The sequence below is a fragment of the Metabacillus sp. RB-C-LZQ-3-1 genome (genome assembly GCF_058315175.1).
The window spans coordinates 256,181-272,345 of the sequence record NZ_JBZFLI010000001.1 but is presented as its reverse complement, the minus strand read 5'-3'; the positions used below and the strand labels follow the sequence as shown (position 1 = coordinate 272,345).

The 16,165-nt window shown below is 34.9% G+C and carries 15 protein-coding genes; 3 read left to right on the top strand and 12 right to left on the bottom strand.

The window, feature by feature from the left end; all coding sequences use genetic code 11:
• Positions 1-166: 166 nt before the first annotated feature.
• From AC4GZ8_RS01525 to AC4GZ8_RS01505, 5 genes are all read right to left on the bottom strand, one after another.
• Positions 167-2,239, bottom strand: coding sequence for a choice-of-anchor I family protein (locus AC4GZ8_RS01525; RefSeq protein ID WP_491080035.1), 2,073 nt, complete (start codon positions 2,237-2,239; stop codon positions 167-169).
• A gap of 161 nt (positions 2,240-2,400) precedes the next feature.
• Entirely contained in the window at positions 2,401-3,570 is a 1,170-nt protein-coding gene (locus AC4GZ8_RS01520) for an LL-diaminopimelate aminotransferase (protein WP_491080034.1), read from the bottom strand.
• A 365-nt stretch (positions 3,571-3,935) separates the two neighbouring features.
• Positions 3,936-4,364, bottom strand: a complete 429-nt coding sequence (locus AC4GZ8_RS01515; RefSeq protein ID WP_491080033.1) for a cell wall hydrolase — start codon at positions 4,362-4,364, stop codon at positions 3,936-3,938.
• Positions 4,365-4,522: 158 nt separating this feature from the next.
• Positions 4,523-4,843: a MerR family transcriptional regulator gene (locus tag AC4GZ8_RS01510; protein ID WP_491080032.1), complete on the bottom strand. Its 321-nt coding sequence runs from the start codon at positions 4,841-4,843 to the stop codon at positions 4,523-4,525.
• A 603-nt stretch (positions 4,844-5,446) separates the two neighbouring features.
• The gene (locus tag AC4GZ8_RS01505) at positions 5,447-6,640 is read right to left on the bottom strand and encodes an MFS transporter (RefSeq protein WP_491080031.1); all 1,194 of its coding nucleotides are present in this window, start codon (positions 6,638-6,640) and stop codon (positions 5,447-5,449) included.
• A 177-nt stretch (positions 6,641-6,817) separates the two neighbouring features.
• Here AC4GZ8_RS01505 and AC4GZ8_RS01500 point away from each other — a divergent pair, with 177 nt between their 5' ends.
• Both AC4GZ8_RS01500 and AC4GZ8_RS01495 read left to right on the top strand, forming a co-directional pair.
• Entirely contained in the window at positions 6,818-7,660 is an 843-nt protein-coding gene (locus AC4GZ8_RS01500) for a deoxyribonuclease IV (RefSeq protein WP_491080030.1), read from the top strand.
• A 100-nt stretch (positions 7,661-7,760) separates the two neighbouring features.
• Positions 7,761-8,438 carry an NAD(P)H-dependent oxidoreductase gene (locus AC4GZ8_RS01495; protein ID WP_491080029.1) on the top strand — a complete coding sequence of 226 codons (678 nt, stop codon included), beginning with the start codon at positions 7,761-7,763 and terminating at the stop codon, positions 8,436-8,438.
• 172 nt (positions 8,439-8,610) lie between these two features.
• On the opposite strand, the gene AC4GZ8_RS01490 is transcribed toward AC4GZ8_RS01495, so the two are convergent.
• Positions 8,611-9,330 (bottom strand): metallophosphoesterase family protein, encoded by a 720-nt coding sequence (locus AC4GZ8_RS01490; protein ID WP_491080028.1) that lies wholly within the window; start codon positions 9,328-9,330, stop codon positions 8,611-8,613.
• Between the two features lie 213 nt (positions 9,331-9,543).
• Here AC4GZ8_RS01490 and yyaC point away from each other — a divergent pair, with 213 nt between their 5' ends.
• Complete coding sequence (gene yyaC / locus AC4GZ8_RS01485) at positions 9,544-10,137, top strand: spore protease YyaC (RefSeq protein WP_491080027.1); 594 nt, start codon at positions 9,544-9,546, stop codon at positions 10,135-10,137.
• Between the two features lie 77 nt (positions 10,138-10,214).
• Here the strand turns inward: yyaC and AC4GZ8_RS01480 are convergent, their stop codons facing one another.
• From AC4GZ8_RS01480 to AC4GZ8_RS01455, 6 genes are all read right to left on the bottom strand, one after another.
• The gene (locus AC4GZ8_RS01480; RefSeq protein ID WP_491080026.1) at positions 10,215-10,670 is read right to left on the bottom strand and encodes an SRPBCC family protein; all 456 of its coding nucleotides are present in this window, start codon (positions 10,668-10,670) and stop codon (positions 10,215-10,217) included.
• A 137-nt stretch (positions 10,671-10,807) separates the two neighbouring features.
• Complete coding sequence (locus tag AC4GZ8_RS01475; RefSeq protein ID WP_491080025.1) at positions 10,808-11,944, bottom strand: alcohol dehydrogenase catalytic domain-containing protein; 1,137 nt, start codon at positions 11,942-11,944, stop codon at positions 10,808-10,810.
• Entirely contained in the window at positions 11,941-13,833 is a 1,893-nt protein-coding gene (locus AC4GZ8_RS01470) for an electron transport protein (protein ID WP_491080024.1), read from the bottom strand. Before AC4GZ8_RS01470 ends, AC4GZ8_RS01475 begins: the two co-directional genes overlap by 4 nt.
• 88 nt (positions 13,834-13,921) lie before the next feature.
• On the bottom strand, positions 13,922-14,320 hold the full coding sequence (locus AC4GZ8_RS01465) for a YuzC family spore coat inner layer protein (RefSeq protein ID WP_491080023.1): 399 nt from the start codon (positions 14,318-14,320) through the stop codon (positions 13,922-13,924).
• A gap of 169 nt (positions 14,321-14,489) precedes the next feature.
• Positions 14,490-15,389 carry an ATP-binding protein gene (locus tag AC4GZ8_RS01460; RefSeq protein ID WP_491080022.1) on the bottom strand — a complete coding sequence of 300 codons (900 nt, stop codon included), beginning with the start codon at positions 15,387-15,389 and terminating at the stop codon, positions 14,490-14,492.
• 44 nt (positions 15,390-15,433) lie between these two features.
• Complete coding sequence (locus AC4GZ8_RS01455) at positions 15,434-16,120, bottom strand: PAS domain-containing protein (protein ID WP_491080021.1); 687 nt, start codon at positions 16,118-16,120, stop codon at positions 15,434-15,436.
• Between the last annotated feature and the right edge of the window lie 45 nt (positions 16,121-16,165).

The following is a 16,165-nucleotide window of genomic DNA, read 5'->3' as shown; positions in this document are numbered from 1 at the left end:
ATAACAACTGTTTTTCGACAAAAGATTCAAAATAATCAATAAAAATATTATTTTAGACCAATATAAACATTATTTTTATATAGGTTTTACTAAAACCACCAAAAGCTGGTAAATCCTCTACAAGGCACTAAAAAAGCAGGAATTATCTCCCGCTCTTTCTCCCCTTCTATTCTTTTACGAAAAACTTTTTCCGCACAATTAACCCTATACCGAAAATCAAACATATTGCTCCTATAAGAAGAGCATTAAAGTTGTTGGTAGCTGTATTAGGTAATGAAAAACCCTTATCACTATCTTCTTTCTCGGTTTCTTCTTGTTTATTTGTAATATTTTGGTTTGCCGTTTGATTTGCTGATTCAGGTTTATTTTGAATGACTTCTTCTTTTTCCTCTGTTAGAACGTTTTCTTTATCAATGTTATTACTACTGTCATTTTCATCATCACTCTGCTCTAATGAGCCATCATCAGTTGTTGGTTGTTGATTTTCATCTGGCTCTTCTGCTTCAGGTTTATCTTCAGCATTCGGTACATTAGGTTTCTCAGTTTCCTCTGGCTCTTCAACTTCTATTCCAATTTGATATGCAGCGATTGTTCCAGTGACTTCATGTGCTGCTAAAAGGATATTTTGACCAATTGGACTTTCATTTGCCGGTATAAATGTTAATCCTTCTGGAGCAGCATCTCCGCTAGCCGCCGTTACATCCCCCTTACCATGAAAGATTCTGCTTGAGAAGTATCGATTAAATGATGGTGTTTCAGGGCTTTCAATATTATAGACCATGATTCCGCCGACTCTCTCTAAGCCAATGAATGCATAATTTTGACCTTGAACATTTCCAATTGTTACTGTTTCAGGCTCTGGTCCTTTATCATCACTGCGAGAGTCAAAATTATTTTCATCATTATTAGAATTGAAGTAATCCTCACCATACACCTGCTGAGTAATTTTCTCGAAATCAGAACCGCTATCATACGTTAACTCTAATGAATTTGCATTCCAAATTGAAAATGATCTTGCTCCATACCCATAAATCGCTTCATAGTTACCATTTACATTCTTCGGTGCAGAAGTAGTTGAGTTCAGTTTTCCAAGTTGGCTATCATCAAAAAGTCCATTTTCAATCATCTGGTCTAGTTGTTCTTGGGTATATCCTTCATATAAATCAGCATTTAATTCATAAGAATCTTGTAAATCCGCTACTCTTACTTCCTCTGAAAAACCATCATAATCTTGGGCATCCCCTTCATTCGCTGATAATATGTATGTTCGTCCATTTACAGTATATGATGCCATTCCATCTGGTTGATACATCGATAACACAGGCCAATTTGTTATATTAATCTCATTGTCATCATTCGAAGCATCTAATTTATTTTCACCTGCAGAAAAATCTTTATATCCCAGACTTTTTACAAGTACAAAATTCTTTGCTTGCAGATCTAATTTTGCAATTGCGTTATTTTCTTGTAATGTCACATAAGCATATTTACTATTATCATCAACAACAATGTATTCAGGTTCAAGGTCTTGAGCATATGTCGCGGATTCTGAAACTTTTCTTACACCCTCTTGAATTACATCATCTTCAAATTGCACGTTTGTGACATCATCATCTGTTATTTCATCCACTCCATTTGAAACGTCGATCATACTAACTGAACCATCTGGATTGGTTTGATAATCATCACTCGGCTCTCCTTCATTGGCTGCAAGCACATAGGTTCCATCAGGTGTAAATGTGAGCATATCTGGTAATGCACCGACAGTTACATGTGATAAATATTTTCCATCTGTGGTCAAGAAAATAACAAATCCAGGGTCAACCTTGTTGGCTGCTGGTGCTGAAACAGCAATATATCCTCCTTCTGGATGAATCGCTACACTTGTTACATCAGAAGCAGCTACTCCTAAATCCGATAACGTAATCTGCTTTAAACGCGGGATTTCTCTAACATTTTCGTTTAAAACATTCAAATCAATAATATCTACTGCTTTTGCCGAACCATTAACTGAATAAGCATGATGTGAAATTGAATCATATGCAACAATCTCTGTGCCACCCTCAGCAATTCCGGCTCCGCTTGAATACCTGCCAAGTAATTCAACATGAAGACCTTGTCCGCCTTCATCATCATATTTCGTTACCTGGCTAGTTGCAAATGTTTGAAATGGAGAAAGAAGGAGTGCACATGAAGCAGCTGCAACAATTGTTTTTTTCATAATGTGAGCAAAATTCAACCTAGTAAACCTCCTAATTTTAGTATCAACACAAAAAGTTTACTAGGATTTATTAAAGCTTGATTAGGAGTTTTGTAATATTTTTGTTAATTTCACCAAAATTGGTCGATTTAAGTTGAAAAGTGGAACTTTCATCTTGTGACTAAACCTGCATCTGCTGTTCATGCAAAGATATTCGCCTTATGAATAGAAGCTATAACTTCTTTTAATTTGTCTTTTTCTTGAACAAGCGCAATCCGAACATACCCTTCCCCATTAGGGCCAAAAGCATGTCCAGGTGTCATTACAACATTGGCACGATCGATTAGTGCGTACGTAAAATCCATTGAACTCCAGCCTTTTGGAATTTCTGCCCATATAAACATTCCTGCATCAGGTTTTGTCACATTCCACCCTATGTCTTGCAAACCATTAACTAGTACATTACGACGTTCTTCATATACTTTTCTACTTTCATGACAAAAGGCTTCTCCTTCCTCAAGTGCATGAATCGCCGCTTGTTGAACAGGGAGAAAAACACCATAATCTAAATTACTTTTTAATTGATTCATTGCTTGGACAATTTGTTTGTTTCCAGCTAGATATCCAATTCGTGTTCCAGCCATATTATAGTTTTTGGAAAAAGAAGACATCTCAACACCTATTTCCTTCGCTCCTTCAATTGACAAAAAGCTTATAGGTTTATTGCCTTCATAATAGAGCTCAGAATATGCAAAATCATGAAGGACAATGATTTGGAACTTCTTAGCGAATTCAACAACTTCTTTAAAGTACTCTTTACTTGCCAATGCAGGCACAGGATTTCCTGGAAAATTCAAAATCATGATTTTAGCTTTTTTCGCTATTTCTGCCGGGATCATCTGTAAATCTGGTAAAAAATGATTCTCTTTTTTCAGCGGCATAAAGTACGGTTTTGCACCTGCCATTGCAATTCCAGCTGCGTACGCTGTATAGCCGGGATCAGGTACTAAAATGACATCATCAGGATCTGCAAAAACCATTGGAAAATGAACAAGCCCATCCTGTGATCCCATTAATAAAAGGACTTCATCATCGAAATCTAAACTCACATTGTAGTTCTTCTTATAAAAGGAAGAAACCGCCTTATTAAAATCTTTTGTACCTGACAAAGAATAGCCATACTGATCTTTTTTTAACACTTCTTCTGATATTGTTTTCATAATAAAAGATGGAGGCGCTAAATCAGGACTTCCAATGCTTAAATCAATGATAGGTTTTCCCTCCGCCATTTTCTGTTTTTTATATTGAGCAAGTTCACTAAAGATTGATGGCTGAAATTGACCCATTTTAGTTGATAATGTAAACTTCACTGCTATACCTCCAAAATTATTTCCCAATTGCTATTTTTCTGAAAATAAGTTTATCACATTTGAACATTATACGGAAATAACGAAGTTTACAAAAAGATTTTACGGATGTTTTTCTGCAATGGACAGATTGACCATATGTAAAGTTGGTAAATGAACACAAAAAGAGATTATTTGTCTTATTTTGCCTTGTGTGTCGAATAAAAAAAGAAAATTCGACTCGGTTTTTTTGCACTTTTAAAAACACTTAATAATTTGCTGAATTTTGTCGAGCATCTTGATTAAAAATAAATGACAGGTTATTAAACACAAATAAGAGGATAATGACGAAGGAAACCCCTAACCGTCATTATCCTCTTATTTGCGAGCTAAAAAGTATTATAGATATTTTCACATTCTTCTGCAGTTGGCTCATAGAAACAATGAAGCTTGTAACGGTCAACTAGAGGCTGATTGTACCATTGAGGTGGACAATCACCAGGTGGACGAAAGTACCATAAGCTATATTTTGCAGGCCAAAACCTTTCTCCATTTATCACTCTACGAGCTAGTCTTTTTTCACTGTCCCTTGCCCTTTGGTAAAAATAGCCCTTTTGGGTTGCTTCAAATGCATGCGGCTGATACACCATATTTGGAATTGTACGTAAACCTTTAAAATCCGAACAGTCCGATCGAATCCGATTGATTCCTACATTTCCAACTAGAAGCATCCCTTGTGTGCCTTCCCCTTCAGCTTCTGCTCGAAGTAATCTCGCTAATAAATCAATATCTGCATCAGTCGCCTTAACAACAGCCATGCCCTCACCTCCATACTACTTCTCTGTTTATCTTATTAAGAGGAGAGCTAGGCACATACCTATTATAAAAATTTCAGTCTTCTAATCTAGAATAAAAAATGATTGGACATCTTTACGACACTCTTCATTTCTATATCCGTTCCTAGAGCAATAATTACTTACTTAAAGCCACCTCTTTGGAAATGAGAATTTAGTTGTCCTCTAATCATCTTTTTCTTTAATTCAGCATCTGTTTCCTTTTTTCGATAATCTCTCCGTATTTCATCAGTTTGAACGCCTTCTTCAACTTTTTCCGCGATGTCCATTAGTTTTTCAATATCAGAAAAAGAGTATTTACGAAAACCAGTTGCAGTGCGGTCAGGAAAAATTAGTTTTCTTTCTTCATAGTAACGGATTCTTCTTTCAGATAATCCTGTAATTTCACATACTGTCCCCATTGACATTACTTTTTTATCACGGTATGACAAACTTTTTTCCAAATGAATCCCCTCTTATGAATGATAATTTTTACGTACTGCTTCGTCATGAATACTTTAGCAACAGTAACCGTTTTCTAACAAGAAATATTAAAGGAATATTTTGCTTCTTAGGAATATTCCGTCTTTTGTATCTAAACTAATAACAGGTTACACATAGGATCAAACTTCTTTAACCTGGAATATTACGTTATAGTTTTTGGAAAGACTTTTGCTCATTTTCCAATGTAACAAAATATAACAACAAAAAATGCCCATAATGATGTAGAGACATCCACTTTCAGATGTCTCCTTTTCACTTTTATCTTTGCATATAGTTTGCTATGATCAAATGTGAGAATATCTTACCCTCTTAATGATCCTATTTCATCACTCTGGTTCCCCTATTTCAAAGCTGCTATTAATAAGTTCTGCCGCTTGTTCAGGAGTAATCTTAAAATCTTCCGCTACCTTTTTAATCATATTATCTCTTATTTCTCTGATTGTCATATTGTTCACAACCTTTTCTGTATGTTCTATTACTATCATATTAACAGAAAATTCATACGTTTAAAGTTGTTTGTCAGATTATCTTACAATATATTTCGAATTAATTGATAGACTATCTTACATTTCGGATCTTTCTTTAGAAAGTAGATATACATATAAAATAATCGAAATGCAAACAGAAAAAGCAGAAACTAAATAGATCGTATGATAGCCGAACAAGTGACCAATTTGCCCAAATAACAATGCACCGATCCCAACGCCAAGATCAAAGGAAGAGAAAAAGGTTGCATTTGCCATACCTCTTCTGTGAATCGGTGCTTTCTCAATTGACCATGCTTGTAAAGCAGGTTGAACTGAACCAAAACCTATTCCATACAAAACAGCTGCAACTAACAGTACAGTTGTATTGAAAAGCCAAGCTAATAAAATCATTGCAATAACAATAAGGGCAGTCCCAGGAATAAAAATAGCACGATGTCCTTTCAAATCGTATAATTTACCTGCAAACGTTCTAGATGCCATCAACGCTAAAGCAAATACCAGAAAATACCACTGAATACCAGCAATTCCTTTTTGTGCTGTGTATAAAGGAAGAAATGAAGCAATCCCTCCAAATGTTACAGTAATGAAGAATAACAATAGTGCTGGCTTCAAAGCACTTTTTTCATAGAAGTCCCACTTTTCTTTTTTTGTTACTTGCTGTGTTTTTTCAATCGTTTTGTAGCGGATTTTTGATGATAGAAGGAACGCTATTAACCCTAAGACAGCACATATGATAAATAATTGCTTATACGATAATACTCCTGCTAAGGTTAATCCCAATGATGGCCCAAAGGCTAGTGCGATGTTTCCCGATAACCCATAGTATCCCATACCCTCCCCGCGTCTTTTCGGTGGGATAATGTCACTTGCAATGGTACCAGATGCTGTTGTTGAAAAGCCCCAGCCAATTCCTTGAATAAACCGCATAAAAAATAAAAAGGCAATTGTAGGAAAGAATCCATAGGATCCGACCGCAAGAATAAAAATCAGTAAACCGGTTAAATACACAAATTTCCTTCCCTTTGATTCTAGAGCATGACCTGCATAGGACCTGACTAATAAAGCTGAAAAGGTAAAAATACCGACAACTACCCCAATTAACTGGTCATTCCCCCCTAACTCTTCCACATAGAGAGGAATTGTAGGCAAAGTCATTTGAAAACCAAGGAAAATAAAAAAGTTTGAAAAACAAATCAAGGTAAAATCACGTGTCCAAATCTTTTCTTTATGTACTACTTTAGCCTCTACATTTGTTTGCTGAGATTCCAAAAAAACCCTCCTCTATTAAAAATAAACCATTACTTAATAAGGTTAATAGTTATGTATTTAAATAACAAATATTATGATTGACACCATGTACTTTTATTTTATTTCAGCATAAAGTTATTTATTTTAAAAATAATAAGAAGATGAAAATTTAATAAAACAAAGGTTAGGATGAGGTATGTGAAATTCGGCTGTCATGTAAGTATTAAAAACGGATATTTTGCTGCTGCTAAGCAAGCTTTAAACATAGGTGCAAAAGCATTTCAATATTTCCCCAAAAACCCAAGGAGTTTATCAGTGAAAGAGTTTGATCAAGAAGATGCTAAACGGTGCTCTACATTTTGCAAAGAACATGATCTTTTTTCGATTGCCCATACACCTTACCCAACTTCTCTAACTCCAGCTCTGGATAAAAAAGAAATAATCATTGCATCCTTATTAAATGATTTAGAGATTGCTGAGAGTTGTGGATCGATAGGTGTTGTCGTTCATTTTGGACATCTTATCGATGAAAATAACCTCCTTTCAAGCTATCAACTGATGATTGAGATGCTAAATCTAGTTTTAATACAATGGAAAGGAGAATGCAAGCTGCTCATTGAAAATAACGCTGGAACTTCAGGTGCACTTGGTACGACAATAGAAGAACTTGTTCAAATAAGAAATCTCGCAGATTATCCAGAAAAGATCGGGTTTTGTCTAGACACATGCCATGCATTTGCAAGCGGTCTTTGGAGTGGAGACACCCATCCAGAGTTTTTGGAAAAGTCCATTGATCTAGGTTACTTTGATGCTCTTAAAGTGATACATTTGAACAATTCCAAATATCCATATGGATCCAGGAAAGATAGACATGCAAATATTTTTGGGAATGGACATATTAAGAGTGATGTTTTTAAAAAATTGTTCCAATTAGATTTCCTTTCAACTATTCCTTTTGTACTTGAAACACCATCAAATGAAGGAGTTTCACATACAGAAGAAATTAATATGCTCTATGAATTCGTAGAAAACAACCCGTGAAAATCATAAGTGTTTATGAGCATACTATTTTTCTTTTATCAAATGATCTCCTATACTAGCAACGTATAGGATTTTAACGAATAAAGGAGGCTTTTTCCTAATGGAAGAAAATACATTAACAAAACAAGCAGTTCTTGATGCATTTCGTTTTCGTCATGCAACCAAAGAATTTGATCCTACGAAAAAAATATCAGATGATGACTTTGCGTACATATTAGAAGCAGCTAGATTATCACCGAGTTCAGTAGGATATGAACCATGGAAATTTGTTGTTGTTCAAAATCCTGAATTAAGAGAAAAGTTAAAACAGGTATCATGGGGAGCTCAAGGACAATTACCTACTGCAAGTCATTTTGTGATTATTCTTGCTAGAACGATTAAAGACACAAAATATGATTCAGACTATGTGAAACATCAAATGCTTAATGTTAAAAAGTTTCCTCCAGAATTATTTGACAAAATAAAGGAACGTTATAAAGAATTCCAAGAGGAAGATCTAAACTTACTTGAAAATGAACGGACGATGTTGGACTGGGCAGGAAAACAAACATATATTGCCTTAGCAAATATGATGACTGCAGCAGCTCTAATCGGTATTGACTCTTGCCCGATTGAAGGATTTAATTTTGATAAGGTACAAGAAATTCTTGAAGAAGAAGGACTTCTAGAAGATGGCCATTTAGCCATTTCTGTCATGGCTGCTTTTGGATATCGTTCTAAAGAGCCGCGCCCAAAAACGAGAAAAGAAATGAATGAAATCGTTCAGTGGATTGAGTAGCACAAATCGATAGAATATAAGCATTTTTAAAATGTGGGACGGATAATATTCCAGTCCCACATTACACTATATAATTTGATTGTGAAATTGCCCTTTATCGTCTAAATGCAACAGGTTACGACAATAATGTTTGATTCTGTCAAGTTTTGCGCTTTCCCGAGAAATAAAATCGTTAAATACTTGCCTTCTTAAGAACTTGTATCATCATTTCTGTATTTGGGTAGTTCGATTCAATATATTGTTTCATAACCTTTTCAGTATCAAAATCAACACGTTCGATAGATGTGCTAAATCCAGTCTCATGAATACTAATGAGACCGTATGATGCTTTTGTAACCCCGTCAAATGGTAGTCCTACACTGCCAATATTCATAATCACCTTCCCATTTAAATAACGAATATAAGGTTTATGGATATGAGCATAAAGATAAATAGCCGAATCTTGTTTTGACAATACTTTATCTTGTAACAAGATGTCTTCTGCATTTTGGGGAATCACCTCAAATAAACTAGCAGGTGTTGCATGAAACGCATAGATATCGATTCCTTGCTCAACTAGTTTTAATTCTGTTGGTAGTTGAGATAAATATTCGATGTCTGTTGATTCAAGCTTAGAAAAGATCCAGTCACGCTCCTTGTTCATCATTTCAAGTGCCGTTTCAGGAACTTCTCCTTGTTTAACCCCTCTCACAACCCATTCATCAGCATTTCCTTTTATGACATCAGCTTGTAATGAACGAACAAGTTCTAAAGCTTTTTTTGGTTCTGGACCTCTATAGCATATGTCACCAAGGACACATATTTTTTCAATGTTCTTCTTTCGAATATCCTCTAATACCGCTTCAAGTGCGACAGCATTCCCATGAATATCAGAAATAAATGCAATTTTCACAACTTCTCCTCCTAGAATTAAAGTCTTTCTACCAGTATACCAATCCTAAGCTTAAGAAGCACAATACTCTTTTGATTAATATGGGACCTGTAAAAAATTGTTAGTTTAACAAACAGATTTTCTTATCTTTATTAGAAGGATTGTTGAACCTCAAGAAAGAATACATTACGTAACAATATTAGAGAGAAAGAATTGTTTTTGGAGGGGAAAAGGTTGATAGCTCATAGACAAGAAAACGGAAATTTCATACATCATGGGGTTATTCCATATAACCATAAGATTGCCCCATTATTAATTCGAAATGCTATATTTCACCATATCCCTAAAACGACGCAACATATCTATGTAATTGGAATTGGATCCAATCAAATAAACGGTGACAGCCTTGGTCCTTTTGTAGGTACTTTATTACAACATAAATTCCCAAATCATTTATCGGTATTAGGAAACCTTCAATACCCATTAGATGCCACTAACTTAATAAGTGAATATACTAAGACCTGTTTCCCTCCAAATAGCTTCGTCATTGCAATTGATAGTGTTATTGGATCTAAAAATATGGTTCAATCAATTGTGATTAAGAATGGGCCTTTGCGTCCAGGTGAGGGTTTAGGCAAACAATTTCCATCAATCGGGGATTGTAGTATTATGGGGGTCGTCCTAGAAAAGGATGCAGTAGATCATTCAACTCTTTTCCATACAAATTTACACCTTATCTATACTATGACCACAAATATTGCAAAAGGAATTTCTCTCGCAGTTCGACAATTTTTTCAATACCCTTCAAATTATCCGATCATTATTTAAATTATTACAAAAAGCCGAATGGGGGCTTTCGTCCCTTATTCGGCTTCAATTATAGCAATTAATTGATCCATCATATTTTATCGAAAGACATTTTCTTTTTCATCAATTTTTGCGACAATCGCTTCTGTTAATTCCTCTGTAATTTCAATTAGATTTTTTTCCAACTTTGAATTAATCATTTTTGCTAATGTTCCTTCAGGTGTAATGTCTAGAAACCCAGACATCAACGTTTTATTTGGTCCTTGCGATTCTGCTTCAAAGTACCCTTTTCCAGAAATTTTTTCATTAATTCCTGTTAAGGTAAACTCCACCTTTCTTGGTTCAATCCAGCTCGTAATGTCAACTTTTAGATGTATTTTCTTTTTAATGACCCCTAAGTCTGTTTTAAATTTCCAGGTTGATTCATTATCACTTAAAATCTCATGCTCTAAATATCCCGGCACGAGTGGCGCCCAATGATCCATCACACTTACAAAGTTCCAAATTGACTGTATTGGATGATCAACTTCTACTTGGTATAAATGATTCGCCATTTATCAAACCTTCTTTCCTGCTCGATTAAATGATTCATAATTAAAATAATCATTTATATTGTACTTATTCTTTACCCACGTCGAATATGTACCTTTCGAAGCTTTTACCAATAAATATCATTGTTTTTCTTGTATTATCAAGGTTTTAGAATAATCTTCAAACAATTTTCTTTATGTGAATTGAAAATTCTGAAGGCATGCTCCGCTTCTTCCAAAGGAAGTTGATGGGTTATAACATCATTCAGCTGTAATTGTTTTGTTTGCAGGAGATCATATAAAAAGGGTATCAGGTGAATAACTGAAGCAAGTCCCATTTTTAAGGTAATGTTTCTTGCAAAAAAATCACCTAATGGAAACTGATTATACCTAGTTCCATATATTCCCACTAACTGAATAGTTCCCCCTATGCGTATTACCTGACTCGCAAATTCAATTGCACCTAATGCACCTCCTTGAAGCCTAAGAGCCGTTTCCATTATTTCTATTGGTTTCATTTTCCCACTCATACCGACACAGTCAATGACTACATCTGCTCCACCTTCTGTTATTTCATTTAGATGATGTTTTAGCTCTATATTTTCTTGAAAGTTAAATGCTTCTACATGGTTCCATTTGATCGCATGCTCTAGTCGATATGGAACATGATCAACAGCTATAACCCTTTTTGCACCTTTATACCATGCAATCTTTTGTGTAATCAGTCCAATTGGACCACAGCCTAAAACAATAACAGTGTCACCACTTTTTACTCCAGCTTGATTAACTCCCCAATAGGCTGTGGAATAAGCATCTGATAAAAGCAATAACTCCTCATCAGCAACTTCATTATGTTCAGGTATTTTGAAGACACCAAAATTTGCAAAGGGTACACGAACATACTCTGCTTGTGTTCCACTATAATCTCCAAATATTCTTGAGCAACCATAGCAACTTCCAATCTCGCCATCCTGGTTGGATCGTAAGCACTGACTTTCAAGTTTATTTCTGCAATTTACACATTGACCACAAGCTATATTATAAGGAATAACGATCTTATCACCTATTTTGACATGATGAACGTCCGAGCCAATTTCGTGGACAATTCCTACTGCTTCATGACCGACAATATAATCCTTTTCCATACTTGGAATCATACCATGATAAAAATGGCGGTCTGATCCACAAATTGATGTATGTGTTACTTTTACAATGATATCGTCATTGTTTTTGATTTCCGGTTTAGGCATATCTTTAACTTTTATATCCATAAACCCTTGATATGTGACCGCCCTCATTTGTTTTTACTTCTTTCACTTTGATCGGCTATTGTTAGTAAATACATAATTAGAGCCTGCTGCTCCTCTTTTGTAAAGCCAGTAGATTGATCAACCCAATATTCATGGCCTTTGCCACTTACATGTGCAGTTTTTAATTTTTGATCTTTTGCATTCGCTTGAACTACCTTATGTCGCAGTTCCGAATCAATTAAGGCTAAAAGACTGTTTTGTGGATCAGCTTTTTTCCCTTTAAATAATGTGTTCGTGACCCCAATTTCTTCGGTAAGGTCTTGTCCAACTGCAACTCCGCCATCATGTAAGTATGGAGCACTCCAGTATAACCCTAGAAGACTTGGAACTTTGTAGGCCCCTTCTGAACCATTATGTCCCCAGCTTCTTTTTAATTGTTTTTCCTGTTTATCTGATATAGGAATATCATGTACAATCGGATTTTTTGGAAGTGGTACAGGTGTTTCCGGATCATATATAGCTGGATTTGTAAAAAACTTTTCTGTTTTTTTGAATGCTTTTGCCCTTGAGCCTTCTGTCCCAATCTCCTTAGGAGATATTAATTGATTATTTGTTAAATATTGACCTGCATGACATTTGATACATCCTGCTTTTTCAAACACCGCTTTACCGTCGGTAACTGTTTTTTCCTCTAGTTTAAGATTCGTTTGCGGTGACGTTAAGCTGTTCATAAATGCTGACATTGAATTTATTTGTTCCCAAGCACGGTATCCATTTGAATTTGGTATTAGGCCAACACTTGTCAAAAAAGATATTCTCGGATACGTGGGAGCAGGAATTAATTCAAGAACTCCATCTACACCAGGTGTAGGATCTATTTCAGCTAAAAATTCTGAAGGTTTTACACCAGATTTAGGATCAAAACGATATTTTTTATTTGCTGCATTTTGTAATAGTATTGCGATATATAGCTCCTTATCAATTCCTAATACTTCTTTACTAATCGCCATCTGGGAAACAGCATCCATATTTTGTGCATGTGCATTATTTATAGCTGCGCTTAATCCTTTAAAAGGTCCTATCTGCCCTTGTCCACTCCAACCATATGGATGATCACCTAATGTAAAAGCATCTGGAGTTTGTACTGGATTATTTTTAAAATCAATTGACGTGTCATTTCCACCTCTTGGCCACTTTAATACTTCCTGATCGACATACTCCTCAAGTGTTTCAACATCAGGTAACGCTAGTTCCTTCCCCTCTGTACTTTGGACGGTACGATCAGTTGACCTAATAAAAGCTTGTATACTTTCCATTTCAGTATGTGTAAAATATGAAGCTGAATTTGTAGCTAATGCAACAAGTAAACCTATATTTAAATCAGTGTTTGGTATTCCATGAATGACCTCTTTTTTATTATCTAATGAAGCATGACAAACCGCACAACTAATACCAGCTTTTACTTTCCCTTCTTCATATTTTAATTTTACTCCGAGAGGAACCAACGCTCCTTTTGGTACATCAAGGCCTGTATCAATTAATTCACCCTTTTTAATTGTCATATCCCCAACCTTAACCGTTTTAGCAGCGGGTACTTGAAGGTTGTCTGTTCCTTTTCCATTTAATTTAATGATTGCCCTTGCTATATTTGGAATTGTAAAGGCTCCGTCGAACATTCCCATAATATCTGAAAAAAACACTTCATTCCCAAAAGTTTCTTCATAAAAAAGATTTTTTCCAGCTTTAATTAATTCGGTATCAGTTTCTTTCTGTACATTTGCCAACTGACGTACTCCGTTAAGTGAATGGCTTTCTTTCGTATTCACATTTGAATCTGGCGGAACATATGCATATTCAATGCCAACGATTGTAAAATAAGCAATTGCACCAACCAAGCATACAAAAAGAATGGATAGAATAATGGATGTTTTTCTCACTTTTATATCTCCTTTAGCATTGATTGATACTTATTATTTAACCATCCATTCTTCTTATGCTTTTTCTATTTGTTTTTATTCCCAACAACTATAACCATCTTAATGCAATTGTCAAATGACAGCATTCTGCCTCACCAATCGATGAGGATAAATTCATATGAATACCATCTGGATTAAAGGATGTTTTCACCTGCGATTTAATGCCGGTTGATTTTATTAACTCATCCACTTCTTTCATATTCGACTGTTGTGCTGCATACATGACTTTTGTAGCAAAATCCTTTGATTCAGCAAGCTTGTTTAACACTAAGCTCGCATCTTTCATTAAGGTTTGCATGGATTTAGCCGATTGTTCAAACATCGTAGGGTCTACCTGTGGAAATTGTCTATTTAAAGGCATATGGAAAGCTTGAATTCCATTTATGTTTCCAGCCCCATTAAAGAAAGGTGTACCATAATATATTGGATAATAGTATAATGGCAGCATATTAACAGCTCCTTTTCGGTTTCTCCTAACAATATACGAAAATCGGGAAAAGATGTGATGACAAAAGTAAACGACATCGTGATGATAAAACGTAACGCAAACATATTAACTTGCTTTAAAACAACTTAATTGAAAACAAAAACCCCTAAGGAAATCCTTAGGGTATTGTTTATTTATGGATAGGTAAAAGAAGTTCAACCTCTGTCCCTTGATTTACTGAACTTCTAAAGGAGATTTTTCCTTTATGAAACTCTACAATACGATAACTTACCGTTAAACCTAGTCCAGTTCCTTTTTCCTTCATCGAATAAAAAGGTTCTCCTAAATGCTTTAATCGCTCTTTATCGATTCCACATCCGTCATCCTTAAAGAGGATCTTTACTGTATGTTGATCCTTTAATTCAAGTGAAACATGTACATTCTTTGATGACGCTTCAATTGAATTCTTTATTATGTTAATAAAAAGTTGTTTTAATTGATGTGGTTCACAATCAATAATAGGGAGGCACTCATTCACTTGAATATCTAGTGTCACTCCATAAAGATTTGCTTCTGATTCAAGTAATGATCCAACATCCTTTAATAAATGATTAATATTCGTTTTTTGAAACTGAATTTTTTGAGGCTTTGCAAGTACAAGCAGCTCACTTGAAATGATGTTAATTCTTTCAAGCTCATCTAACATAATTCGATAGTAAAACTCTTGTTCTTTATTCGTTTTTTGCAACATCTGTACAAACCCTTTTAAAGAGGTTAGCGGATTTCGAATTTCATGTGCTACACTTGCCGCGAGCTCTCCGACAACTGATAATTTTTCTGTTTTGCGAAGAAGCCTTTCTGTTTCTTTCTCTTTTGAAATATCCACGGCATATCCAATAATTCCGACTGTTTTTTCATTAATTATCATGGGTACTGACGTACAACGCAATATTTTCGTTGTTTGATTTTTCATGATAATTTCAATCTCTTCATTTGTAAAAGATTGATTATGGTTGATAATATGCTTGTATGACTGATAAACCTTTCGGCGATCTCTCTTTGAAATAAGCGGAAATATTGGTTTAAACACATATTCATCTTTTGTATATCCTGTAAAGCGATAAAAGTGTTCATTTACCTCTGCAAGTCTTCATTTAAATCAATCATATATACTAACTCAGGATTAAAATCAAATAAGGATTTGTACTTTTGTTCACTCTCTGCTAGTTTCTTTTCAGCTAGAACTCGTTCTGTCACATCTCTTCCCATAACAACTAATTCTTTTCGAGAGCCGTCCTCATTAAAACTGGGAATTTTAATTGTATCAAAGGTCTTTACACTACCATCCGGCATCGATATTTCTTCTATACATCTGCTTTTTGTGCCTTTTAACCATGCCTGTTCATCTGATATTTCACAATACCTTAATGCATCAGCATAAAACTCTGTGTATTCAGCTAGTTCAGAATCCTTTTTCCCAACATAATCGACATTCTCTATTTGAAATAATTGAAGGGCAAAATCATTTGCTTTAGTCCAGCGGCCCTCTCCATCTTTAAAATTCACAAAATCAACCATTGAATTAATTAAGAGGCTTAACTTGTTTTTTTCTTCTTTCTCATTTAAATAGGCTTCTCTCTTCAACACTAAATAAAAAATAAAGATACTAGTTAAAAGAACAAATAAGAACCCTTTTATATTTTGAAATATTAATAAAGTCCCCTTTGGTATGTTTAATAGGACTAGTATATTGTCTGTAGCAAGTATCCATATTGAACTGAATAGAACATAAAAGAATAAAATTTTATATTTATTTAACATAAACTGCTCCTTAGTTGTTGGTTAAACATATAGGTTATTTTCACT